Source organism: Micromonospora sp. NPDC050495, from assembly GCF_040655175.1.
Taxonomy (GTDB): Bacteria; Actinomycetota; Actinomycetes; order Mycobacteriales; family Micromonosporaceae; genus Micromonospora.
In genome coordinates this window covers 1-23,030 of record NZ_JBFAJK010000013.1, presented here as the reverse complement: position 1 = coordinate 23,030, position 23,030 = coordinate 1, and the positions used below count along the sequence as shown (strand labels likewise).

General features: G+C 68.5%; 21 protein-coding genes, 1 tRNA gene and 1 pseudogene. 9 read left to right on the top strand and 14 right to left on the bottom strand.

Features of this window, described 5'->3' with window-relative positions:
• Positions 1-3: 3 nt before the first annotated feature.
• Both AB0I11_RS15490 and AB0I11_RS15485 read left to right on the top strand, forming a co-directional pair.
• Positions 4-192 carry a helix-turn-helix domain-containing protein gene (locus tag AB0I11_RS15490; RefSeq protein WP_030504500.1) on the top strand — a complete coding sequence of 63 codons (189 nt, stop codon included), beginning with the start codon at positions 4-6 and terminating at the stop codon, positions 190-192.
• On the top strand, positions 189-1,601 hold the full coding sequence (locus tag AB0I11_RS15485) for a tyrosine-type recombinase/integrase (protein ID WP_357319680.1): 1,413 nt from the start codon (positions 189-191) through the stop codon (positions 1,599-1,601). Before AB0I11_RS15490 ends, AB0I11_RS15485 begins: the two co-directional genes overlap by 4 nt.
• 187 nt (positions 1,602-1,788) lie before the next feature.
• Here the strand turns inward: AB0I11_RS15485 and AB0I11_RS15480 are convergent.
• The 8 genes from AB0I11_RS15480 to AB0I11_RS15445 all read right to left on the bottom strand — a co-directional run bounded on the left by AB0I11_RS15480 (position 1,789) and on the right by AB0I11_RS15445 (position 7,952).
• Positions 1,789-1,861: transfer RNA gene (locus AB0I11_RS15480), tRNA-Arg, on the bottom strand.
• A 397-nt stretch (positions 1,862-2,258) separates the two neighbouring features.
• On the bottom strand, positions 2,259-2,885 hold the full coding sequence (locus AB0I11_RS15475) for a response regulator transcription factor (RefSeq protein WP_357319677.1): 627 nt from the start codon (positions 2,883-2,885) through the stop codon (positions 2,259-2,261).
• 236 nt (positions 2,886-3,121) lie between these two features.
• Positions 3,122-3,808, bottom strand: coding sequence for a hypothetical protein (locus AB0I11_RS15470; RefSeq protein WP_357319674.1), 687 nt, complete (start codon positions 3,806-3,808; stop codon positions 3,122-3,124).
• Positions 3,805-5,001: an NUDIX domain-containing protein gene (locus AB0I11_RS15465; protein WP_357319671.1), complete on the bottom strand. Its 1,197-nt coding sequence runs from the start codon at positions 4,999-5,001 to the stop codon at positions 3,805-3,807. The genes AB0I11_RS15470 and AB0I11_RS15465 overlap by 4 nt, the downstream gene beginning before the upstream one ends.
• Positions 4,998-5,561 (bottom strand): cytidylate kinase family protein, encoded by a 564-nt coding sequence (locus AB0I11_RS15460; RefSeq protein ID WP_357319669.1) that lies wholly within the window; start codon positions 5,559-5,561, stop codon positions 4,998-5,000. The genes AB0I11_RS15465 and AB0I11_RS15460 overlap by 4 nt, the downstream gene beginning before the upstream one ends.
• Positions 5,561-6,484 carry a hypothetical protein gene (locus tag AB0I11_RS15455; protein ID WP_357319666.1) on the bottom strand — a complete coding sequence of 308 codons (924 nt, stop codon included), beginning with the start codon at positions 6,482-6,484 and terminating at the stop codon, positions 5,561-5,563. Before AB0I11_RS15455 ends, AB0I11_RS15460 begins: the two co-directional genes overlap by 1 nt.
• A complete protein-coding gene (locus AB0I11_RS15450; protein ID WP_357319663.1) occupies positions 6,481-7,284 on the bottom strand; it encodes a class I SAM-dependent methyltransferase in 804 nt (267 codons plus the stop codon). The genes AB0I11_RS15455 and AB0I11_RS15450 overlap by 4 nt, the downstream gene beginning before the upstream one ends.
• On the bottom strand, positions 7,281-7,952 hold the full coding sequence (locus AB0I11_RS15445) for an SDR family oxidoreductase (protein WP_357320066.1): 672 nt from the start codon (positions 7,950-7,952) through the stop codon (positions 7,281-7,283). The genes AB0I11_RS15450 and AB0I11_RS15445 overlap by 4 nt, the downstream gene beginning before the upstream one ends.
• A 303-nt stretch (positions 7,953-8,255) precedes the next feature.
• Between AB0I11_RS15445 and AB0I11_RS15440 the strand changes: the two genes are divergently transcribed.
• Positions 8,256-9,638 carry a helix-turn-helix transcriptional regulator gene (locus AB0I11_RS15440; RefSeq protein ID WP_357319660.1) on the top strand — a complete coding sequence of 461 codons (1,383 nt, stop codon included), beginning with the start codon at positions 8,256-8,258 and terminating at the stop codon, positions 9,636-9,638.
• On the opposite strand, the pseudogene AB0I11_RS15435 reads toward AB0I11_RS15440, so the two are convergent.
• The 3 genes and pseudogenes from AB0I11_RS15435 to AB0I11_RS15425 all read right to left on the bottom strand — a co-directional run bounded on the left by AB0I11_RS15435 (position 9,611) and on the right by AB0I11_RS15425 (position 13,639).
• A pseudogene (locus tag AB0I11_RS15435) lies at positions 9,611-10,799 on the bottom strand (prolyl oligopeptidase family serine peptidase). The gene AB0I11_RS15440 and the pseudogene AB0I11_RS15435 overlap by 28 nt on opposite strands.
• 887 nt (positions 10,800-11,686) lie before the next feature.
• The gene (locus tag AB0I11_RS15430) at positions 11,687-12,403 is read right to left on the bottom strand and encodes a creatininase family protein (RefSeq protein ID WP_357319657.1); all 717 of its coding nucleotides are present in this window, start codon (positions 12,401-12,403) and stop codon (positions 11,687-11,689) included.
• 3 nt (positions 12,404-12,406) lie between these two features.
• A complete protein-coding gene (locus AB0I11_RS15425) occupies positions 12,407-13,639 on the bottom strand; it encodes a helix-turn-helix transcriptional regulator (protein WP_357319654.1) in 1,233 nt (410 codons plus the stop codon).
• Between the two features lie 285 nt (positions 13,640-13,924).
• On the opposite strand from AB0I11_RS15425, the gene AB0I11_RS15420 reads away from it, so the two are divergent.
• The 5 genes from AB0I11_RS15420 (at position 13,925) to AB0I11_RS15400 (ending at position 19,153) form a co-directional block, all read left to right on the top strand.
• Positions 13,925-15,331, top strand: coding sequence for an APC family permease (locus AB0I11_RS15420; protein ID WP_357319652.1), 1,407 nt, complete (start codon positions 13,925-13,927; stop codon positions 15,329-15,331).
• Entirely contained in the window at positions 15,328-16,341 is a 1,014-nt protein-coding gene (locus AB0I11_RS15415) for an acetamidase/formamidase family protein (RefSeq protein ID WP_357319649.1), read from the top strand. Before AB0I11_RS15420 ends, AB0I11_RS15415 begins: the two co-directional genes overlap by 4 nt.
• Before the next feature lie 14 nt (positions 16,342-16,355).
• The gene (locus AB0I11_RS15410; RefSeq protein ID WP_209959900.1) at positions 16,356-17,039 is read left to right on the top strand and encodes a GPP34 family phosphoprotein; all 684 of its coding nucleotides are present in this window, start codon (positions 16,356-16,358) and stop codon (positions 17,037-17,039) included.
• Positions 17,040-17,076: 37 nt separating this feature from the next.
• On the top strand, positions 17,077-17,745 hold the full coding sequence (locus tag AB0I11_RS15405; RefSeq protein ID WP_357319646.1) for a GNAT family N-acetyltransferase: 669 nt from the start codon (positions 17,077-17,079) through the stop codon (positions 17,743-17,745).
• A gap of 295 nt (positions 17,746-18,040) precedes the next feature.
• Positions 18,041-19,153, top strand: coding sequence for a tetratricopeptide repeat protein (locus AB0I11_RS15400; RefSeq protein WP_357319643.1), 1,113 nt, complete (start codon positions 18,041-18,043; stop codon positions 19,151-19,153).
• Here AB0I11_RS15400 and AB0I11_RS15395 read toward each other — a convergent pair.
• Both AB0I11_RS15395 and AB0I11_RS15390 read right to left on the bottom strand, forming a co-directional pair.
• Positions 19,073-19,288, bottom strand: coding sequence for a methyltransferase domain-containing protein (locus tag AB0I11_RS15395; protein WP_356958437.1), 216 nt, complete (start codon positions 19,286-19,288; stop codon positions 19,073-19,075). The genes AB0I11_RS15400 and AB0I11_RS15395 overlap by 81 nt on opposite strands.
• A gap of 247 nt (positions 19,289-19,535) precedes the next feature.
• Positions 19,536-20,996, bottom strand: a complete 1,461-nt coding sequence (locus AB0I11_RS15390; RefSeq protein ID WP_357319639.1) for a tyrosine-type recombinase/integrase — start codon at positions 20,994-20,996, stop codon at positions 19,536-19,538.
• 272 nt (positions 20,997-21,268) lie between these two features.
• Between AB0I11_RS15390 and AB0I11_RS15385 the strand changes: the two genes are divergently transcribed.
• Entirely contained in the window at positions 21,269-22,597 is a 1,329-nt protein-coding gene (locus AB0I11_RS15385; RefSeq protein WP_357319636.1) for a hypothetical protein, read from the top strand.
• Positions 22,598-22,665: 68 nt separating this feature from the next.
• On the opposite strand, the gene AB0I11_RS15380 is transcribed toward AB0I11_RS15385, so the two are convergent.
• The coding region (locus tag AB0I11_RS15380; protein ID WP_357319633.1) for a DNA-binding protein at positions 22,666-23,030 on the bottom strand (365 nt) is incomplete at its 5' end.

Genomic DNA, 23,030 nt, shown 5'->3' with positions numbered 1-23,030 from the left:
ACCGTGGATGACGACCTGATGACGGTTCCGGAGGTGCTCGCCGCGCTCAACAACGTGTCCCGCCGGACGTTCTACCGGTGGCGTGAACTCGGTATCGCCCCGGCCTGCATCCGGCTTCCCAACGGAGAGCTTCGGATTTCGAGGAAAGACCTCCGGATCTGGCTGGAGCAGCGGCGCGAGGTGGCGGCGTGAAGTCCCGTCGCGTCCGCATCTGGGCGATCAAAGCCAACACTGCCGCGCCTGGCGGGTCGAAGAAGGCCAAGCGGTCGTACACCGTCCGGTGGGTGGTGGCTGGCCGCGAGAAGTCCCGCACGTTCGTCACCCGGGCCTTGGCCGACAGCTTCCGCTCCGATCTGATGCAGGCAGCCAACCAGGGCGAGGCTTTCGACACGGACACCGGGCTACCGGACTCGCTGACGGAAACCCCGGCGGCCACAACCTGGTTGGACTTCGCCAAGAAGTACGTCGACATGAAGTGGGCGGGCGCTGCGGCCAAGTCCCGCGACAGCATGACCGAAGCGCTCGCCGCCGTTACAGCGGCACTCGTGAAGGACGCCACCGGACGGCCGCCGGTCGAGCTGCTTCGCCAAGCGCTGCGTAACCATGTGCTGCCGCCGCCGGCTCGTGGCCTGGACATGCCGCCGGACATCGCTGACGCGGTGCGCTGGCTGCGCCACGCTTCCCTGCCGCTGCCTGACCTCCGGGAAGCGGGGACCGTTCGGAGTGCGCTCGACGTCCTGGTGGTGAAGCTCGACGGCAAGCCAGCCGCCGCGACCACCGCGCGTCGGAAGCGGTCGGTGTTCTACAACGCGCTTCAGTACGCGGTCGAGCTGGAAGAGTTGGAGTTCAACCCGATCGACAAGCTTCGGGTGCGGTCGCAGCGGAAGAAGATTGCCGAGGTCGTCGATCGCCGGGTGGTCGTCAACCAGCGCCAGGCGCTGGAACTGCTGATCGCTGTCACCTATGTCGGCCAGCGGGGACGGAAGGCCAAGCGCGGTGAGCGCCTGGTGGCGTTCTTCGCCTGCCTGTACTTTGCCGCGCTTCGTCCGGCAGAGGCGTTGGCGCTGCGAGAGCAGGACTGCGACCTACCCGAGACCGGATGGGGTCGGCTGACGCTGGCCAAGAGTCGACCCCAGGCGGGCAAGCGGTGGACCGACAGCGGCGAGGTTCACGACGATCGAGGGCTGAAGCACCGCGCCGAGGATGAGCCGCGTAGCGTGCCGATCCCGCCCGCGCTCGTGGCGATCCTGCGCGCACACATCAAGCGGTTCGGGGTCGCGAAGGAGGGCCGGCTGTTTCAGAGCGAGCGGGGCAACGTCGTAGCGGCCTCGACGTACTCGCGCGTCTGGGATGAGGCGCGCCGGCTGGCGTTGACGCCGCGCCAGGTTGACTCTCCGCTCGCCGGTCGGCCGTACGACCTGCGGCACGCTGCCGTGTCGCTGTGGCTCAACGCTGGTGTGCCGGCAACCGAGGTAGCCGACCGGGCCGGGCACTCCGTGGACGTACTGCTGAAGGTCTATGCCAAGTGCATCGACGGTGCGGAGGCCACTGTCAACGACAGGATCGCTGAGGCGCTGACCGGGGTGGCGTGGCCCGCATGATGGTCGCCGTTCCGGATCTTGCCCCGTTCATGTCGGCTGACCTGGGCAGATGGCTTCAAGGTCATTCCGCGCCTGTTCCGCGACCGGCGACAAACGGCGGCTTCCGGTGACCTACGGCTGCACACCTGTTCTAATTGAAGGCCGTGTGTATTGCCAGCTCAGATGGCGTTTCAGCTGCGTATTGATGTGCCCCCGGCAGGATTCGAACCTGCGACACACGGTTTAGGAAACCGATGCTCTATCCCCTGAGCTACGAGGGCGCGAGGACCCAGTCTAGCGACCTGGGGGTTCACCTGGGGTGGCAGGGAGTGGCCCGCGTTCACCCACGTTCCCCGGACCGCCGTTGTCCCAGCCCAGGACCACACCCGGAGCACACGAACCCGGGTTTGCGACCGGCGGTCGGCCGGGGTGACCCGCGTTGGCACGGGTTGACCCGGGTTGGCATCCGCTAGAGAGCACACACCGCGCACATCATCGAACATGATGGTGCCGTCTGCCCCCGCTCAGGGGTCGCCAGCCGGCAGGAGCGGCCGGCGGCGGTACTCCCCCTTAAGCTTCAGGCGCCGGCTCAGGCACGAGGCCGAGGCGGGCCGGCGTTCGGTTGAGCAGTGGCAGGCGATTCGCTGCCCGGCGATTTGCCGCTGGGTCATGGCGGTGTCAGATGAGGCCGTTGCGCAGCGCGTACGCCACGGCGTGGCAGCGGTTGCGGAGGTGGAAGCGGTTGGTCAGGTCGTGGAGGATGGTCTTGATCGTCCGTGGGGAGTAGGAGAGCTTGGCGGCGATTTCGGCGGTGTTGAAGCCGTCGGCGAGGAGCCGCAGTACCTCGATTTCGCGGTCGCGTAGTCCGGTGATGGTCAGGCCGCGCGGCGTGAGCAGGTCTCGTTGCAGCGCTGCGACGTGGTGGAGTAGTCGGCCGAGTAGGTCTGGTGGGAGGCTGCCGTCGCCGTCTGCGGCGGCGCGGATGACCGTGATGAGGCGGTCCGCGTCGGCTTCGCAGCGGCGGATGATTCCGGCGATGCCGTGTTGGGCGGCGGTGATCAGCCCGGCGTCGTCGACGTGGGTGACCACCAGTACGAGTGCGGGGGCCGCCGTCCGGCGGCGCAGCGTGCGTAGGGTTCGCAGGGTTGGTTCGTTGATGCTGTCGCAGACGACGAGCGTCACCTCGGCTTGGTCGGCTTCGGCCTCGTCGAGTAGCAGTACCTCTGGGCGGGGGCGGAGCTGACTGACCAAGCCGACGCGGGTGATGGCGTCGGTGGAGATCAGACTGATCGGGGTGCGGGGCATGAGGGCTTCCGTGGTTGGGTGTTTGGTGATCGCGGGTGAGGGGTTGCCTGCTGGTGTTCGCTGGTTGGTTCGCTGCGGAATCGTCGTCGCGATGCCAGCGCACGACGTCCCGCGTCGTCTGCTTCCCGCCGTCTGCGACGTAGCAGGCGCGGTGGCGCGACCAGGTCGAACCGGCCGCCGACGTGGTCGCAGTCAGCGGCGGTGCGGTGGTGGGACGTTGGCAGGTATGCGGTGGCTCATGCCTTGGGGTCTCGTCCGCTTGCGGGCACTGCTGCCCCTACGTCCGCACGGCCGTTCGTGAGCGGCGCGAGGCAGAGTGAATCGATGACCGCCACGAAATTGGATTCGGCCGACATGGAAACGTCAAGTCGTTTTGTTGGCAGGCCCGGCCAGTCGCCAGAGATATGCATCTCGGCGGCGAATGCTTGCAAATATCCCAGGTATCCGGGCGTCACGGTCTGAGACGATGTGAGGCGCGGAAGGGCCGTCTGGAGCGCCTTCTCGCCCTCGCCAAGTTCGATCGCCACGCAGGGTTGGACGTTGGTGAGTGCTCGGACCGAGGCGGCCAGATTTTCCCGAAGAGGTTCGAATGCCGTGTGTCGTTCGTGGGCGTGGGCGCGGGCGGATGCGTAGACGGTCTTCGGCCCGCGATCAACCAGGTGCACGCGGTCTTGTGCGACGCTCAGGTCGCGTAGATCATCGAGACGATCAATCATTGCCCCGATGAGCGCCTCTGCAACGTCCATACCTGTGGTATTGACGACCCAGGAGGCGAACTGTTCCGGCGCGGCGATCGTGGGGAGGTAACGCCACAGTGGGCTGGAGACGACTGCTTCAGTGCCACTGCGGTTCAGGCCGGTGGCAAGGTGTCTGATGAGAGTCGTCTTCCCGCTACCATCGATCCCGTCGATGAAAATGATCATAGGGATGCCGACTCTTCGAGCATGCTCCTCACGGCCACGAGCGCACTTGGCACCCGTGCGGCGAGCAGTTCGGCCTGTGCTATGTCGTCTGCGCCTGTACGGCGGTAGGCGTCGTAGTCTTCAAGGAGCGATCTGAGTTCGGTGTCCGGCCAGTCGCGCAGCGCCTCGACCACCTCGGGAAGCCGCAGGCCTACCTCTGGCGCTCGGTGTGCGACAAGCAGCCGACCGGCACTCGACAGCACCGACAACACCCGGCGTGTGGCGTCCTCGCGCTCCGATTCTGTGTGGTGGCTCGCGGCCAGACGGGCGACGGCGAACTCGTGCAGCATGGCAACGTCACCAGCGAGATCGGTCAACTCTGAGGCGACGGCCGGCGTAGGGGCGGCGGCACCTGCGATCACGGCAGTGTCAAGCCCTACGCGGCGCAGCACCATCCGCATCTTCATGTCGTAGAGCGGACCGAGGCGACGGGCGTCGCCCCCATGGTTGTCCGCGAGGTGCAGTGACGCTCGAGAACCGTGGCGTCGGGCCGCTTCACTGACGATCTCGTAGAGCGACGTGGCGGCGGCCGACGTGGGGGGCAGGTTCCAAGCGATGAAGTCGACATCGCTCCAGCCCTTGACGAAGTCTCCTCGTGCGGCGGATCCGCACAGCCCCACCCCGGCATCCGGATGTCCGGCGATGACGGCCTGGGCCTCTGCCGCTACCTGGTTGACCAGGAAACTGAGCTCCCGGCTGAAGGGCAAGGGATGAGCGGCACGCCAGGTGATGACGGCAAGGGCACGATCCAGCACCTGCTGGAACTGGGGATGGCTGGCGGCCTGCCGGGCGGCGGAAGTCTCGAGCCAGCGGGCCTGGACGAAGCCTTCGTCTCGGGCCGGCGTCGTGGCGGTGGTGGATGTGGTGAAGAGGAACCAGTCCACGATCTTTGCCGCTGGCGTGCCGTCGTTGTCGGTGAACGTGTAGGCCTCCTGTCCGAGATATGCGCTGTAGTACGTCCTGCTGAGGCCGGCTTCCTCGGCCACCTCCCTCTTGGCGGCGAGAAGCGGGGCCTCGCCCGGCTCGAGTCGGCCTTTCGGGGCGACGGTCTGTCGTTCGCCGGTCTTCCGGACCTGATCCAGGAGCAGGACTTCCGGAGACCTGAGGTCGTCGGTCGCGACGACGGCACCGGCGGAGGCGTATCGACGGGTCATGGCTGGAGGCCTCCTGAGGTTGTCTGCATGGTCTGGAACACGTCGCGGAGACGAGCCCTGAAGGTGATGATGTTGGCAGTGTTGTCGACCCAATGATCGGTAATTGCGCGCCAGGCCGGAAGCTGTTCATGGACGCGTTTCCGCTCGTCTTTGCGTCGGATGATGCGTCGGGCCTCGTCGGCAGTCAGCCCTCTGGCCTGCGCGAGGCGTTTGACGCGGACGGGTTCTGGTGCCGTGATGAAGATGATCGAGCATGGCGCCGGCCACGTGCGCTTTACAGTCATAGCCAAAGCGGCGTCGATGAAGCTCTCGACTGCCAAGGGTGTCTCGCCGCGGTCGGAGAGTTCGAGGAGTTTCGAGACGAACTCGTCGTACCCGAAGCCTTCCCGCGTCTCCACGCCCTCGTGGTAGGCCTGTCGACCCGAGGTAAGTTGCACAAGGATCGTTCTGATCTTGACGCGGCGGGCGCCAAGGGCGGCCAAGTACTCGCCCGCGCTCGACTTTCCGGCCTCGCTAGTGCCTGCGAGGAGGAGTATCGATGGCGCGGCTAGCTGCCGCATCACGAATTTCCTCTTATCCGACGGATCACCGCGGCAACGCTGGTGGGTAAATCATCTGGTTTGCCGATGCCGACGCGGACGACCGGTACAGCGGCCAGTGCGTCAAGCGCCTTCTCTCCGAAGTTGAATGCGGGAAGGCTGCCCCTGATGGTGACCTCGTCAGCCGAGGAAAAGATCGAGACGTGGTCCAGAGTCGGATCGCGTAGCTTCGCCTCGTGGTCGGTCACCGCCACGCGCACCAGATCGCGGGCTGATGGAGCAGGCGTCTCGCGCAGTTCGCCCGGCGCAAGGCCTTGATCCGGAATGACGATGAGGCTCAGCGGCAGCGGGCGGTTTCCGGCGGTGGTGGGGGCGGGGAGATCTACCGCGTAGAGGAGCCGTTCGGTGGCGTGAGGTGCCAGCAGCGGTGCCATGTCGGCGCGAACATGCCAGGGCAGGGTGGGCATCGGCACCACACAGGGCTGACCGCAGGGGAAGGCAGCGAAGGTGAACTCGTCGACCAACAGGCTGCCTTCGTGAGCGGCGACGCCCAGCGCGAGTGATGTCTTGCCCTGCCCGCGTCCACCGTCCAGCACCGCTATGGCCGACCGTCCGCCGTTTGCGGTCACCGCACTCCCGTGCAGGAGCGCCAGTTCGCCGTCCCCCATGACGGCCAAGGAACGTGCTGCGGCCTGGAGCAGCCCGATCTCCAACGTGGCGGGATCGCCAGCCAGCTCCGCAGCCAGTTCCAGGAGGACCTCACCTCTATTGACGTCGACGGTCAGCCGGGTTCGGCGCCCACCACGTACCTGCATGCCCTGCCCGGTGGGTATGGTCGGCAGTTCTGTGCCAGCGAGTCGGGCGACAAAGCGCCGCAGGCAGCGTGGTGCCGACCCAGCGACCCGGATGTCCAGCGTGCGGTTGTCGACTCTCAACAAGCTCATGACCGCTCCTCGGGCTTACGGAGGACAAGCCACATCGAGTACCGGCGGTGTCTGCCGCGTACCGGGAGCGCGGGGGTCGACAGGACACCCTCCTCCGATGTCACGGTCGCGTACTGCCGGATCCCGCACGCCGCTGTGAGGAGGTACAACTCATGGGCGGTGGTGAGGTGGGCGTAGCCGGGCGCGGCTCCGCTGGTCTTGTTGGCGAGGTAGATGATGTCGCGCGCTGGCAGGGGCCGTGAGCCGCTGCGACGCTGCCCCCGCCATCGCGCGGCGCGGGCGGCCAGGTCCAGCAGATTGGCGATACGCACAAGCCCGAGCCGGCCGGCGTAGTGCCAGTTGAACGTCTCCACCAGGACGGTGCCTCCCGGGGCACACACCCGCCACATCTCGTGCAGGGTCTCCACCCGTTCGGCCTCGGTTGCCAGCGCGTTGAAGGAGAAGCGCAGGCACCACACCTGGTCGAAATTGTCCGTCGGTAGTGGCAGGGCGTTCATGCTGCCGTGCACGAAGGTGCCGTTCGGGCACGCTGCTTGGGCAACGGCCAGGGCCGCGTCGTTGATGTCGACGCCGACGATGTCGCCGCCCAGTGCGGTTATCGCCCGGGTGACGCGACCTGCACCGCATCCCACATCGAGGATTCGCGCCCCCACACCGAGCCGGTCGTAGAGCGCCTCCTCGCAGGGGCGCAGCGGTGCGTTGTTGTAGAACGACGTCTCCCCCGCGTAGTGGACCTGGTTCAGGGCGCGGATCATCGCTGCGTAGTCGATCTCGGTGATGCCGCCGTGGGTAGTCGTCATCGCAGCCCCAGTCCTCCGTCGACGTGCAGCGTGCTGCCGGTGATGTACGACGCCTCCGGTGACAGCAGGAACATGATCGTGTCCGCCACCTCCTCCGGTTCACCGCAGCGCCTGGGAAGGCAGCGGTGACCGGCGGCCTTGTCGGGGGTCATCTGTGTGGCGATCGCACCCGGCACGACGGTGTTGACGCGGATGCCTCGATCGGCCAGTTGTCGGGCGGTCGCTCGGGTGAGCGCCTCGACGCCACCTTTGGCCACCGCGTACCCGAGTCGCTCCGGGTGCCCGTAGTGGGCGTTGACGGAACTGACGTTGACGATGGCGGCAGGAGCGGCGGCATACGCGACGAACTCACGGATCACCAGGAAAGCCGAACTCAGATTGACCGCGAGCATCCGCTCCCACTCCGCGATGCCTGCGTCGATGATCGAGGTACGCTCCACCGCTCCCGCACAGTTCACCAACCCACCCACCGAACCCGGCTTGACGTGATTGGCGAAGAACGACTGCACCTGCTGCTCGTCCGCGACATCGACGTCATGCCAGGAGGGGCCCTGGTCTCCGCGCGGAACGTCTGCGGGCACGTGAACATCCAACCCGTACACATGAAGGCCCTTGCTCATGGTCGCTCGCACGGTGGCGAGTCCGATACCCCGCCCGGCACCCGTCACGATCAGGGCGGATGGAACTACTTCGTGCTCCACTGGCACCTCCCAGGGTCGTGAAGAACCAGGGCGGATCTGACGAGTGGTCGCGCCCCGTTCTCCTCACACTCGCCCTCGGCGCCGCTGTCGTGAATGCTGGGCATGCGGACGAAGGGGTTGTCCGCATGCGGCGCGCCTCTTGGCCCGAGGGTCATGCGAGGTAGTTGGTGGCGATCCTGGTTGCGCCGCGCTGAACACTGGGTGACCCTAGGTGCGCGATGTCCACGCTGCTCAACGCCGCCGACGGCGAGCAGCCCGAAAGGCGGTGTCATGGGCCAGACCCCGCGGACGCTCCAGCCATTCCTGTCCGAGCGCCACTTCTTCGGTGCTGAACTGCGCCGGCTCCGCGAACGCACCAACCTCTCGCAGGCGCGGCTCGGCATCATGATCCGTTTTAGTGCCGATCTCGTGCGTCGTGTGGAGACGGCCGACCGGTTCCCCTCCCGCGAGTTCGTTGAGGCCTGCGACAAGGCGCTGATGGCCGGCGGCTCCCTGATACGCCTGCTACCGCTGCTCGACAAAAACCGGACCAGCGACGGCCGGCCGAGTACCCCCTCACCGGCCGGAGCACTCAGCAGCGCCCTGTCCAAGCGCCCGGCAGAAACGTTGGGGCTGGCCGAGATGGTCGCTCACGTTCCGTTCCAACCCGGTGTCCTCGATCGCGCCGCCCTTGACTGGCTGAACGCTGCGGCGGGACTCCGGCCGCCCGTGGCCCGACGACCTGGCTTGCCTGACCAGGTTGATGAGGAGGATCTTCATTCGGCGGAGACCGCTCTGGCGATGTTCCGGCAGTTGGACCACACCCACGGCGCCGGACAAGTCCACGCGCAGGTGCAGCGGTACGTCGAAGGCGAGCTGAACCGGCTGTTGGCGAACACTCCCACCTCCGAGGCTGTCGGCCGCCACCTGTACACGCTCGCGGCGGGATTCTTCGAGCTCTGCGGGTACCAGGCGGTCGACACCGGTGCCCATGGCCTCGCCCAGCGCCGCTACCTCCGCGCTCTACGTCTGACGGAAGCCGCCGACGACCGCCTGTACGGCAGCTATCTGCTCGCCGTGAACATCGGCCACCTCGCACTACACTGCGGCCATCCCGAGCCGGCACGCCGGATGGCGCTGACAGCGGTGAGAGGAAGCGAGACCCAGGCGACGCCCGCCGTGGCAGCAGCGCTGCACGCGGTGGTGGCGCGCACGCAGGCCCGCCTTGGACGCGAAGACGACTGCCTGACCCACCTCGACATCGCGGAAAGGCAACTGGCCCGTGCCAAGCCCGAGGACGAGCCGGCGTGGATCGGGTACTTCGACGCGGCGTACCTCGCCGACGAGATCGCCCACTGCTTCCACGACCTGGGCCGACCGCAGCACACCCAACGGCACCTGGGCGACGCCCTCACCGCCCTGAGCCCCACCCACGTCCGGCGACTCGCCATCGACACCGCGCTCCTGGCCTCGTCGCTGGCCGCCGCCGGCCGCATCGACGAAGCCTGCGCCACCGCACGCGAGGCAGTCGACCACGCCGCACGAACCACCTCACACCGCTGCCTGCAGCGCATCGTCGAGGTGCAGGCCGACCTCGAGCCCTACCGGTGCGAGCCGGAGGTCCGCGAGTTCGGCGAGTACGTGCGTCACCGACTACCGCTGGCGGCCGTGTAGCCCCCGTTAGTCGTTGGCCGCATCCGCCATCACCGAGCGGTAGTGACCCAGCTCCGCCTCCAGCGCCGCGCCCGCTCGACGGGACGACGCCACATAGTGGCCGACATCGGCAAGAAGCAACACCTCAGGTGCCATGCCGAGAGACGTCAACTCGTCGGCGAGTTCGCGGACATCCTCGACCACGGCCACCTCGTCGGCGGTGCCATGAATGAGCAGCACCGGCCGTTGCACAGCAGCGGCACGGACACGGCCGGCACCACCTCGCAGCCGCATCGCGTGCGCCCGCTGGAACCGGGGCACCGTCTGCGCCCACCGGTCAGGATCCACGATCGCCGACACGGCCGTGGCAGCGGCGAACGGGCCGTCCTGGGCCACCGCGTGCAACGCGGTGTAGCCGCCGGCGCTGGCACCACGGATGAACACCTGCCCCGGCACCGCCCGTCCCGTCGACAGCAGGTGAACCGCCACCGCCGCGCAGTCGCCGACATCGTCCAGGCCCCACCGGCCGTACAGCGATTCCCGGAACGCGCGGCCGTACCCGGTGCTACCCAGGTAGTCGACATCAACAACGGCGAACCCGCGGCTGGTGAAGAACTGTGCCTGCCAGTCCAGGCGCAGCAGGCAGGACGCGGTCGGCCCGGGATGCGCCCGGACGATCACCGGCGCCCGCCAGTCCGCCGCCGAGCCCGTCGGCGGATACACCAGGGCAAGGACCTCCCGCCCACTGGCCACTCGGACGCGCAGCTCCGTTGGGGTCGATACTCGCGCGCGGTCGAGTGCGGCGTGCTCCGGCCTGGCAAGCACCTTCACCTGGGGGTCAGCCTCAGCCAGGTCTACGAGCGCGACCTGTGGAGCTACGGTCGGCGATGATCCGATCAACGCCACCGTCGTCCCTCGGAGGGCGAGGTACGGCTTGATCGACGTGTACGGCAGGTCGACCGGGCGGACAGTGCCGTCGGGCTCGATGACGACAAGGCGGTGTCGCGGCCCCTCCTGCACCACCAAGACAATCCGACCACCGTCGAGGAAGCCATACGACGCGTAACTCAACTCCCACGGCTCCGCAGCGCACTCACCCGCGATCGGCGCCACCGCCTTCACCCTGTGGCCGTCCCACCGGTAGAGGTTCCACCAACCGCTGCGGTCCGAAACGAAGTACAACGCCCCGTCGGGTCCCCACCGCGGCTCCACCGCAGACTCCTCCGGACCGCCGGCCAGTCTCACTGCGCCGTCGACCTGATGACGCGGTGAGTAGGACGCCACCCATATCTCACACGCGTCCCAGGGCATGTCGCGCTCGCTCCACCTGGTCCAGGCCAACCAACCCGGACCCGGCCGAGGCGCACCAAGAAACCCCGGGGACGAGACGAGAGTTCGCACCGTCGGAGCACCGGTGAGCGACACCGCGACGAGTTCGTCACCCTGCTCCGACTCCCGCACAGCCAGCAACTCGCCGTCGCCGACCGTCAGGTCACCGAAGGATCCATGAGCGATCAATTCGAGTTGATCGTCGGAACGACCGCTCCGGTAGAGGCCATCTCGGCCGACGCACCACAGCGTCCCCTTGGCAGCAGCGAAAGATCCACCCCCGTACGCGTGAACGCCGCTGGCGACATCAAAGCCCTTCGGACTGACATCACGCTTGCCCTCGCCGGACCGCCATCGTGTCACCGCCGTGCAACCGCCGGCGTCGGGACGGGTCTCCAGCCAGTACAGGGCGTCATCACCCATACGCAGTTGGTCGTAGCTCACCGAGGCGCGGACGGCGTCTTCCACCGACACTTCAGCGATCCTGTCAGCCGGCCTCACGGGTCCTCCTCGAACAACTGCACGCGGGGCGGACGACGGCGGTCTAGTCAATCGGTCGCCGGGACACCGGGACGGCCAGGTCTTTCGTACCGGTGTGCGGGCTTAGACGGCCGACTCTACGTCCGAGCGCCGTGCCCCTTCCCCTGCCCCGGAGCACCCGCAAACTGCCTCCGCCCGATCGCTCTCCCCGGGGGGCAAAGTCGATACGGACAACAGCTCCCGTTTAGCATCACTCCTGATCATGCCTTGTGTCTCAACAGGAGGCCGTGATGGTCGGCGAAAGAGCGAACGAGGTCTTCGAGTACGGCTTTGCCCTGGGCTGCGGTGGCGTGGGACGGCAGGCCGATGACGCCGCTGGTGGTGTAGCCACTCATGCCCTGCGTAAGGAGGTGACGCCGATCGTCCGCTAGATGGTCGGCATGCTGGAAGCCGTCACGCACTACCTCGGGCGCGACGTGCAGGAGCAGCGAAACCTCGAGCTCGCCCGCGTGCATGTCCTGGTGGGCTGTGCTGTGTAGGCCTGCGGCCACTCGGGCGTCGTCCCAGTCGGCCCGAGCGGGGAACAGGGTCATCTTCGGTCCGGCGACGTTGGCTTCCTGAACGACGTTGGCAAGCGCGTAGTTGCCGCCGTGCCCGTTGATCACAGCGAGCTGATTGATGCCTGATTGACGCAGGGAGGCGGCGATGTCACCGACCACGGCGGCGAGCGTGGTGGCGCTGATACTGACCGTTCCACGCCACGCCGCGTGTTCGTGGGAGCAGGAGATCGTCACGGGCGGCAGCAGAAAGAGGTCGTAGCGCTCGGCGACTGCCTTCGCGATCGCGCATGCCACGATAGTGTCCGTCAGCAGCGGCAGGTGGGCGCCGTGCTGTTCAAAACTCCCGACCGGAAGGACCGCGACGGACGCCGCTCGCTCGGACTCCTCGGTGCTCGTCGCCGTCGTGATCAGATCCACGGGCTAATGGTTGCACGCTTCAAGAGTGGCCTGCCGATAGGCGCGCACGAAGGTCGCCGCCTCCGGAACGGCTGTCTGCTGGCGCAGGGCCACCGCCGTCGGGTTCAACCAGCGCAGAGCCCGCGCGGACGAGGTACCCGTGGCCAAGGCCAATGCGTTGGTGGCCTCGACCGCTGCGCGCTCAACGTCGCCACTGTTGACGTAGGCGGTGGACAAGGCCGATCGCCACAGGGCCTCATCGACGCGCCACTGATCTGGCCATTGGCGCAGGAGTTGCTCGTAGAGATCGGCTGCAGCCGCCGGTTGACCGAGGAGAAGACGGCATTGCGCTTCGTGGGCAGCCACATACACCAAGTCGCAGTGGGCACCAACATCGACCGGCAACGTCGAGCCCCAATCGGCGCGGCCGGCGATCCTGTGCGCCTGGTCGATGGTGGCTGCGCAGGCGTTCTGGTCACCTCCCATCGCGTAGGCCTGAGCCTGGCGGACCAGCAGTAGAGCGCGGATGCGGCCTGGTAAACGAACCTCGTCCAGCGCCCGCTGCGCCAAGGCAGCAGCATTACGCGGGTCGAAGCGCTCAAGGGCTCGTTGGCTCTGCCTCATCAGGACATAGCTGGCAAGCGCTGGCGCGTTCGCTTCGACGGCGTGCCGCTGGGCGCGTCGCAGCCAGGCGTCAGCCTCGGCGGCGTCGCCCTGCTCGTCGATCCAGCTGAGGAACTCCGCCCACAGCGCCTGGGCGATTAGTATGTCTCGGCGGTCGGCTGAACGGCTTCGCCGCCCGATGGCGGCTGCGACGCCAATCTGCGCATGGGCAGTGGACGCCATCCCTACATATCCGGTGCGGTTTCCGGCAACGGCCAGACTGGCGAGCTGCTCGTGCCACGAGCGGAGCAGGTCGGTCTTGTCGGGGTGATCGATGGAGGCCCGGAGTTGGCCCTCCGCGCCCTCGGCCAAGCGGTAGCCGACACTGGTGAAGCGGCGCGCACTCTCCAGGTCTGCCAGGAAGCGGACCAGCTCGCCACCTGTCTGCAGTGCGCCCTCACACGACTCGACGAAGCGGGCGGACGGCCAACGTTCGGCCTTCTCCACCTTGCCGATGAGGTCCCCACTGACGTGCACCAGCCTGCCTAGAGCACGCTGGGACAGCCCGCGGCGCTCGCGCCACTGCCGAAGCACGGCACCGAACCCATGCAGCGCCGATCGATGCGGGGTCAGCCGTCGTGGAGTTTGCGCCACCGGTACTCCTGGGTGCCGTCTGTCCGTCGCTGCCGGATCCGGACAGGTCTGACCGTACGTGGTCGAACGCTACGCGGACAGTTGCATGCGGACAACACCGTATGTCCGCATCAACGGTATCGACTCACCTAGCCCGGTGAGCAATTCTCGTTGCCGAGATACCCGTTCGCATGCTCCACGAAATCGTTTGTGGCGGTTCAAGATCGAAGAAGCATTTGCCTTCGCTGACGAGTGGGCTGCGAAATAGCGCGATTAGCCAGGACCCAAAAAAGCTTGAGGAGTCTGATGAGTTTCCAGAATGACCTCTCCAAATATGGTTATCGGCAGGAGTTGAGCCGTCAACTACGATTCCGGGACCTGGTCGCGTACGGCCTGGTGTACATGGTGCCGATCGCGCCGATGGCGATCTTCGGAAGCGTGTACGCCGGCTCCGGCGGGATGGTGGCCTTGGCGTACACGGTCGGCGTGGTCGCGCTGGTGTTCACCGCGTTCTCGTACGCGCAGATGGTCAAGGCGTTCCCCATGTCCGGCAGCGTCTACAACTACGCCGGCCGAGGCATCAGCGCGCCGGTCGGGTTCCTGGCTGGCTGGGTGATCCTGCTCGACTACGTCCTCGTACCGGGCCTGCTGTACCTGGTGGCGTCGGTAGCGATGCACTCCACCGTGCCGGCCGTGCCGGTGTGGCTGTGGTTGCTCGGGTTCGTCGCGGTCAACACGATCGTCAACTCGGTGGGGATCCGGATGACCGCGATGGTGACCCGGGTGATGCTCGTCGGCGAGCTGATCGTCCTGGCGATCTTCCTCGCCGTCGCCGGCTGGGCCCTCGCAACGGGCAGGGGCCGGTTCAGCTGGGAGGCGTTCTACAACGCCGACACCTTCACCTGGTCCCTGGTAGCCGGGGCGGTGTCGATCGCGGTGCTGTCCTTCCTCGGCTTCGACGGGATCTCCATGCTGGCTGAGGAGACCAAGGGTGGCTCCCGGCAGATCGGCCGGGCGATGGCCGCCGTCCTCGTCCTGGCCGGTGTGCTGTTCATCGCGCAGACGTGGCTGGCCGCGATGCTCGTCGCCGAGCCAGCCTCCCTGCTCAGTGACGGTGATCCGAACGGCACTGCCTTCTACGACGCCGCGCAGGTGGCTGGCGGAGGTTGGCTGGCGACGTTGTGCGCGGTCGCGACCGCGATCGCGTGGGGCCTGCCGAACTCGATGGTCGCGCAGGTCGCCACGTCTCGGCTGCTGTACGCCATGGCCCGGGACCGGCAGCTTCCCGGCTTCCTGGCGAAGGTGTCGATCCGCCGCAACGTGCCGATCAACGCGACCATGCTCACCGGCGTCGTGTCCCTCGCGCTGGGCCTGTACATGGCGACCCGAGCGGACGGGATCACGCTGCTGTCGTCGCTGATCAACTTCGGGGCGATGGTCGCGTTCCTGGTCCTGCACGTCTCCGTCGTCGTGCACCACCTCATCCGCCAGCGCAGCCGCAACTGGTGGGCACACCTCATCATGCCCGGTATCGGCTTCGCGATCCTCGCCTACGTGGTGGTCAACGCGAACATCGCCGCGCAGCGTCTCGGTCTGGCCTGGCTCGCCCTCGGCATGGTCGTGCTCGCCGGCCTGTACCTGACCGGTCGCCGGCCCGCCCTGTCGGGTCTGGCGCCCGCGCAGCCGCAGGCCCGCCACGTCGAGCGGGTGTGACGACCATGGACGCGATCAGCTACCGGCCCGCCCGCGACGAGCTGGCCTACACCTTCGGTGGTCGGATGCCCGTAGCCCACATCCGCTCCGGTGACACCCTGCAGGCGCACACCGAGGACTGCTTCGGCGGCCTCGTCCGCGGCCCGGCGGACCTGCCGTCGCAGGTGTGCCGCATGCCCTACCTGAACCCCGTGTGCGGGCCGTTCTTCGTCGAGGACGCCGAGCCAGGCGACACCCTCGCCGTCCACCTCGCCTCGATCGTCCCGGCCCGCGACTGGGGAGTCTCCGCGACGTTCCCGCACTTCGGGGCACTGACCTCCACCGCGCACACGGCGACCCTGCAGCCGCCTCTCCAGGAGCGGGTGTGGGTGTACGACATCGACCAGCAGGCCGGCACGGTCCGCTTCCACGCCACCGACAGCGACCACACGGTCGACCTGCCGCTGGCCCCGATGATCGGCACCATCGGCGTGGCCCCGGGCGGTTTCGAGGCGCGTTCGACCATCGTGCCCGACAGCCATGGCGGGAACCTCGACACACCGGAGCTGCGCGCCGGTACCACCCTGTACCTGGGGGTGAACGTGCACGGGGCGATGCTCGCCCTGGGCGACGGCCACGCCCATCAGGGCGAGGGTGAGGTCTGCGGCGTCGGGGTGGAGATCGCCACAACCACCACCCTGATCATCGAGGTCATCAAAGGCGTCCCGACGGTGTGGCCCCGCCTCGAGACCGACACGTCGATCATGTCAGTCGGCTGCGCCCGCCCGTTGGAGGACGCCTACCGGATAGCGCACCGCGACCTGGTCGGCTGGGTGGGTGACCTCACCGGCCTGGAGCAGCTCGACGCCTACCAGCTGGTGTCCCAGGCGGGACGGGCGCCGATCGGCAACGTCTGCGACCCGAACTACACCGTCCTCGCCGCCGTCGACAAGCTGCTGCTTCCGCAGCCGCAGGCCGCCTACGACGGGGTGCACGCCCGCCTCCGGCAGCACACCGACGGTCCGCGGTAGGGGACGGGATCGAGATGACCTCGTCCATCCCGCAGTTGCCGTTGCGGGACGAGTTGTTCCTGCTGGGCCACGACGACGACACCGGCCAGCCGCACATCCACCGCCAGGCCCTCGCCCTCGGCCTGGCTGGTGCGGTTCTCATCGACCTGTTCCTCGCCGGGCGGATTGCCCTCGACACCACCGATGACACCGGGCCGGGCGGGGAGCAGCGGCTGTGGCTGCACCTGGACCGCCCGGTCGGTGATCTGATCGCCGACACTGCCCTGGCATCGATCCGCTACGCCCATCCGGCCCCGCCGCTGCGGGGGTGGCTGCGCGGGTTCGCCGCCGACCTGTACGACCGCACCCGCGCCGGCCTGCACGCCGGCGGGATCCTGCGCCACGACGTGCGCCGCCGCCTCGGCGGGCTCGCCCGCACCGACCGCTACCTGCCCACGGACCTCAAGTGGCCGGTCGTCGCCCGCGCCCGGCTGCACTACATCGCCGCCGGCCGTGACCAGCCCGACAACCACACCGCCGCCCTCGGCGGCCTCGTCGCGACCCTCGGCCTGACCAACCACCTGTACCTCGCCGACGACACCGCCGCCCTCACCGTGCAACTGCGCACCATCGCCGCGCAGCACCACCGGCAGGTACGCGACATCACCGCCGCCGTCGACGCCGCCGTCGGTGACCTCGCCACCGCCACCTACCGGTAAGCCCGCCCCACCCACCCGCTGCCCTTGGAGGCATCCCATGGACGTCATTCCGCGTATCCGTGCCGCCCGGTGGGCGGACAAGGAACCGGTCGCCGCGCTGATCGCCGACGCCCTGCATTCCGGCCCGCTCGCCCAGTGGCTGGTACCCGACCCGACCTGCCGGCGGCGGCTCCTCACCGACGTGGCGGTCATCTGGATGGAACACGCCATGTTCTTCGGCGACATCCAGATCACCGACGACCTGAGCGCCGCGGCGATGGGGTTTCACCGCTACCGCAGCATCCCGCCACCGTCGAACTACCACAGCCGACTGACTTACGCCGCCGGCCCGCACGCGCGGCAGTTCGAACTCCTCGACCAACTACTCACCAAGGTCCGACCCACCGAACCTCACTACCACCTGGCAGTTCTCGCCGTTCTTCCCGCCGCCCAGCGGCGCGGTATCGGCGCGGCGATGCTCACCCACCATGAAAGCCGCGTCGACCGCATCGACATGCCCTCGTGGACCGAAATCGCGCCCGACAGCCAGGACCAGTACCGCGGGCACGGCTACCTCCCGAGACCCGCGCTCACCCTGCCCGACGGGCCGGTCCTCGCCCCGATGAGCCGCAACCCTCACCCGAACCGCAGCTCCTGGCCTCTGAACACCGCCAGGCCGGCAACCGTCACCGCCGCGGCCCGCGCCCAGTCCGACGCCCAACGCTAGGCCCTGGGTTTCGGTAGCCAGGTCCGGCTACCGGCTAGCACCGCCCCTCTCTGTCGCCGCCCCGCGTCGTCGCCCACCCTCTGCGTCGGGCCCACATCGGTGCGTCCAAGCCGGTCGCCCGCCCGTAGAGGGAGGGCAGCGGCGACCGACGTGGCCGGCGACGACAGCCCCCCACTGTCGTCGCCGGCCACACCCTCCGCTCACATGCACCGTCTGCGGATCATTACGAACTTCACAAACCCGGCGCCGCTCCCACCGCCTGAACGCAACCATGAACCCCAAGGAAGGAACGCCGATGCCGACGCGGACGACAGCCATCCCCGCGTGGACACCCGCCTTCGTCGCCGAGGTCGTCGCCGCGACCATCGAACAAGCCGCCGTCCACGGCCTGCACCAAGCGCCCCGGGACGTTGCCCGCAGCCACCACCTGTCGCCCGCGACGGTTGAGGAATGGGTCTCGCGGGCCCGCGCCGTGCAGGCCGCGCCCGTCCCACCCGGCCTCCTGGCCTGCCACACCTGCGCGCGATCCATGATCCTCATCCAGCTGCCCGGCAGCGGCAGGGTCTACCTGTGCGCGCCGTCCTGCGGGCGCGCACCGGTGCCGGCCGAGGAGGTCCGCGACGCCGTCGCCGCGGTGATCCTGCACCGCACCCCACACCTCGTCCCACCCGGAAAGACGACCCAGGCCGCCTCCTACGCGCTCGGCCCTATCCAACGCGTCACCGTCGGCGCGACCGGCACAGACCTGCACATCACCTGGAGAGCCGTCTCCCTACAGGTCACCGGCCCGATGATGGCCATGGCCCAGCGTCTACACCTAGCCCAGCGCCACGCCGCCGACAACAAGCCCGAGCGTGCCATCGACGTCCTGCACAGCGGGCTCCTGCACATCGACCCCACCAGCGGCAGGCTCGCCCTGGACACCGCGACCGCCCGCGCCGCCGCGCTCCTGGCCACCCTCACCCTCACCAACGGCGACCCAGCCGCCGCGCTCCCCTGGGCCCAGTGGGGACACCGCAGCCTGCGCCACCTCCTCCGAGACCCCACCAACCCGGAAGTCCGCGCCGCCCTGCGCGTCCTGGCCGCCACCCACCGCGCCGCCGGGAACCTCACCGCCTCCGCCGACTGCTACAGCGACCTCATCCGCCACCACACCCAAGCCGACGGACCCTACGCACTACCGACCCTCGCCACCCAAGCCACCCTCGCCGTCGTCCTGCACGAACACGGCCGCCAAGAACCCGCGCAGCAACTCCTCGCCCGCACCATCGCCGATCACCGCCGTGTCCATCCCCGCCACCCCGCCATCGCGCGCATGACAGCCGTCCTATACCGCATGCACACCACAGCTACCGTCCCTCGGGAAGGCGGTGGCGCAGACCGCCAGGTCGAAGGTGTCGTCGGGTAACGGCACGGTGGTGAAGTCGCCCTCGATGACGGTCACGTCCTGGCCGGTCAGGTTCGTTCGCAGCCGGGCCACCAGCCGGCCACCGAGTTCCACCGCCAGCACCGACGTGCAGGCGTCCACGAGGGGACGGGTCATCTGCCCTGTTCCCGGTCCGACCTCCAGGACGCGCACCCGGTCGCAGCCCGCGCTCGGCAAGCACCTCGTACACCCTTGGCGGGTATCCCGGCCGGGCCGCCTGGTAGTTGTCCGGGTCCTCGCCGAAGCTGCACCGCCGGCTCAGCCGCTGGTCGTCACCGCTCACGTCGCGAGCGTATTCGCCCAGGTGACCGGGTCGGGCGTGGCCGCACGCGGTCGTCCGCTGCCGCTTCGATGGAGGTGGGTTTCACCCCGCCTTGCGGCGCATCCGGTTGATCTTCTTGGCGACAGCATCGGCGGCGTCCTGGTGCATCCGCTTGGTGACACTCTGGTAAGTGTCGCGGGTCAGGGTCGTGGTGGAGTGGCCGAGTTGCTCGGAGACGACCTTGATGTCGACGCCGGCGTCGAGGGCGATGGTGGCGGCGCTGTGGCGCAGGTCGTGCAGCCGGATCGGGGGCAGCCCTGCTTTGCGGATGAGTTTGCGGAACCGTTGGGTGACGGCGTTGGGGTGCCACGGCTTGCCGTCGGGGCGGACGAAGAACAGGCCGGTGTCGGGCCATGCGTCGCTGGCGGCGAGTTGCCAGGCGGCGCGGCGGGCCTTGTAGGCGGTGAGGACTTTGGTCGTGTCGGTGTCGAGGGCGACGTCGCGGTTTCCGGCCCTGCTCTTCGGTGGTTTCTGCACGGCGGTGTAGCCGTGGGTGGCTATCTGGTTGTTGATCGTGGTCTCGCGGCGGTGCAGGCGCACCTCGCTGTCGCGCAGGCCGCACGCCTCGCCGCGGCGGGGCCCTCGGTAGGCCATGTAGTGCCACATCGGGTGCAGGTCGGGGGCGTGTACGGCGGCGTAGTCGAGGAACTGCACGACCTGGGAGTCGGTCCACACCATCACCGGTCCAGGGACCTCGCCGGTGGCCTTCCACCGCTGTACGCGTTCGTCCTCCCACACGATCGGTAGGGGCCGGTCGGCGGGGACCTTGACCAGGGCGGCGGGGTTGGCGCCGACGATGAGTTCGTCGGCAAGGGCGTCGTTGATCGCCTTCCGCAGGCAGGCGCGGATGCGTTGGCGTGTGGTGGCACCAGTGGGTCGCACGCCGGTGACAGACGCGCGGATGGCTGGGTCGGTGCTCGCCTTCGCGGCGGTGATCTCGTCGTTGCGGCGCTCGATGGCGGCGAACATGGCGCGGATGTGGGTGGTGCGCAGTTTGTCCAGCGGGATGTCGCCCAGGTGTGGGATCAAGTGGACCCGGGCGATCGATTCGTAGCCGCGCTGCGTGTTCGCGTCGATTGTGAGGTGGGTCAGCCAGCCGGTGAGGTACTCGGCGACGGTGGGCATGTCGGCCAGCGTGCCGTCGCCGCGCAGCCGCTGGCGGATACGGTCGACCTCGGGCAGGGGGCGTTTGGCGCGTACGGCGGTTTGCAGCAGGTCGGCGATCTCGGTACGGCGGCGGCGGTCTCCGTTGGCGAGGGCGAGCAGGTCGCGGGCGTGGTCGAGTTCGTCGGCGGCGGCACGGCGGGTGGAAAAGCTGGAGCGGCGTAGCTGCCGGCGCCCACCGTCGGTGGTGGGTGGTAGTTCGAGCTGGTAGGCCCAGTGGCCGTGGTCGGAGCTCCAGGCGCGGTTCGCGCGGCGTAGTTTCGGGCAGTCGTTTCCCAGTGGCTTGCCCGTGTCGGGGCGGCGGCAGCCGCAGCGCTTGAAGATGCTTCCGTCTGGCATCGGTGGTGGTGCTCCCGTTCGTCTGGGGTGGGGCATCGGTTTGGTCGATCGACATCCACGCGTGACCGGCGGCCACGATCAAGTCGCGGTTCCAGGTCCGGTGGGTGGTCCATGCGCTGGGGCCGGTGACCGGCGAAAGTCAGATGCGCCCTGCTGGGGGAGTCTGGGATCCTGTCCGGTTCGCATGTGAGATCGGGCATGGAGGACGGCCAATGGTGGCGACAGATGACGTGGCGAGGGGCCGGGTGCGGCGCCCACAGCTGCACGCGGCAGTGGGCCAGTTGATGGCGGCGGTGCTCGGCGACTTGGCCGCTCGCGACGGCGTGCCGGTGTTCGCGACCGTTCCCGACTTCGGCGAGTGGCACCGCCACGGGCAGCAGTCGTTCGTCGCGATCCGCCGCGACGTCTGGCAGATGCCGGGCCGGGTCACCGACTACCGGTTCTTGGACACCTTCGCCGAAATGGAGACGGTGCGGGCCGTCGTGGCCGCTGATGAGGTGCTGCGCGAGCGGGTGGATTGCCTCGTCGGGGTGGAGTTCGCCCTCACGCTCCGGCAATTGGGGTGGACGCTGGTTAAGCACGTCCTGGAACCCATGGTTGCCGCCGTCGGGGGCTACCGGTTCGACCAGGACGCCTTCGACGCCGCATACAGCAGGCTGGAGGACGGTCTGCTGGCCACGCGGGCGCGGCTGGTCGAGGTGGTCCCGCTCAACGCCTTCACCCCCACCGCGGGCATCGAGGCGGTCACGTTGCCGGACGGCCTGGTGCTGCAGGCGATGAGCGACCGGCAGGTGAGCGCCTCGATCGGCTACCTCGCGGTGCCGATCGCCTTCGCGGGCGGCCCGACCTCGGTGACCGTGTCACGGTTCCACCAGTGGGCCCTGACCCGCTGCACCTCGTACCCGGTGTGCTCGGACATGGACGTACCCGCCCAACCGACGACGCCGGAGGCTGGCGCGCTGGTCGAGCCAGCCAGCCGTCTCGTGGCTGCGCTGCGGCTGGTGAGCGGCGGGTCCGTCACCGCGACTCGGGCGATCCGCTGCCCACCGGACGACGACTTTCCCCAGGGCATGGGGCCGACGGCGTCCCTGTCGGCGCTACCCGCCTTCGACGAGGAGCGACCGACAATCCTTGGGCGAGAGCAGGTGGAGGCGATGCGCGAGGTGTACGACCTCCTCGCGCATCCCGCGGTTCGGGAGGACCGGGGTCTGCAAACCGCACTGCGCCGGCTGGTCCTGGCCGGGGCCGACCGGGTGCCGACCGACCGGCTCATCGACCTGATCGTCTGCGCCGAAGTGCTGTTCATCAAACTGCCGGGCCTGCCAGCGGATCGTTGGAAGCAGGACAAGATCGTTGACGGAGCGACCGCGCTCCTGGCGGACGACCCTGTCCTGCAGGCGCCGCCCGAGCGGCTCGACGCCCTCCTGCGTCTGGGATACCGGCTCCGCAACGACGAGATGCACGGCGACGACCCGGGCAGGCAGGAACTGCACACCCTCACCGGGCAGCCGACAGATCTCCTGTCAGCGGTCGTGGATGACATCGAGCGAGTGTTGCGCCGCGCTCTGGTCCGGCTTCTCTCCCGCGCCGTCGAGCAGTAGCCAGGGCGACTGCACCAGCACGGCGTACGAAGCCGTGCCGGCGAACAATGCGTACTACCCGGGCGGGGTTACGGCGGTGGCCTGCAGCCCGTGGTGTCCCTGTCCGCGCCCGAATGCCCGTCGGTCTCGTCGGCACCCACCCTGTCGGTCTCACCAGATGTCGGTACCGGTGGGGACTCGAGGTGCAGTTTCCGCAGGATCGGGGCGGTCGGGACGCGGTAGTGCGCGCCGGCCCGGAACAGGGGCACCGGGAAGGCGTCGCGGGCGGCCAGCTTGTAGGCCGCCGAACGGGAGATGCCGAGAATCGCGGCGGCGGTGGCGAGGTCCGTGGTCGCCCCGAGCGCCAGGATGCGCTCCGTGGTCCACCGGCAAGCTGCGGCGTCGCTCCGTGGGTTGGCGGCGGGGGCCGGCCTGCGGGTTCGTCGTGCTGATC

Excerpts from the sequence above, each read along its gene's own strand:
- AB0I11_RS15475 (WP_357319677.1), bottom strand. The coding sequence starts at position 2,885 with ATGCCCCGCACCCCGATCAGTCTGATCTCCACCGACGCCATCACCCGC.
- AB0I11_RS15470 (WP_357319674.1), bottom strand. The coding sequence starts at position 3,808 with ATGATCATTTTCATCGACGGGATCGATGGTAGCGGGAAGACGACTCTC.
- AB0I11_RS15465 (WP_357319671.1), bottom strand. The coding sequence starts at position 5,001 with ATGACCCGTCGATACGCCTCCGCCGGTGCCGTCGTCGCGACCGACGAC.
- AB0I11_RS15460 (WP_357319669.1), bottom strand. The coding sequence starts at position 5,561 with ATGCGGCAGCTAGCCGCGCCATCGATACTCCTCCTCGCAGGCACTAGC.
- AB0I11_RS15455 (WP_357319666.1), bottom strand. The coding sequence starts at position 6,484 with ATGAGCTTGTTGAGAGTCGACAACCGCACGCTGGACATCCGGGTCGCT.
- AB0I11_RS15450 (WP_357319663.1), bottom strand. The coding sequence starts at position 7,284 with ATGACGACTACCCACGGCGGCATCACCGAGATCGACTACGCAGCGATG.
- AB0I11_RS15440 (WP_357319660.1), top strand. The coding sequence starts at position 8,256 with ATGGGCCAGACCCCGCGGACGCTCCAGCCATTCCTGTCCGAGCGCCAC.
- AB0I11_RS15420 (WP_357319652.1), top strand. The coding sequence starts at position 13,925 with ATGAGTTTCCAGAATGACCTCTCCAAATATGGTTATCGGCAGGAGTTG.
- AB0I11_RS15410 (WP_209959900.1), top strand. The coding sequence starts at position 16,356 with ATGACCTCGTCCATCCCGCAGTTGCCGTTGCGGGACGAGTTGTTCCTG.
- AB0I11_RS15405 (WP_357319646.1), top strand. The coding sequence starts at position 17,077 with ATGGACGTCATTCCGCGTATCCGTGCCGCCCGGTGGGCGGACAAGGAA.
- AB0I11_RS15400 (WP_357319643.1), top strand. The coding sequence starts at position 18,041 with ATGCCGACGCGGACGACAGCCATCCCCGCGTGGACACCCGCCTTCGTC.
- AB0I11_RS15395 (WP_356958437.1), bottom strand. The coding sequence starts at position 19,288 with ATGACCCGTCCCCTCGTGGACGCCTGCACGTCGGTGCTGGCGGTGGAA.
- AB0I11_RS15390 (WP_357319639.1), bottom strand. The coding sequence starts at position 20,996 with ATGCCAGACGGAAGCATCTTCAAGCGCTGCGGCTGCCGCCGCCCCGAC.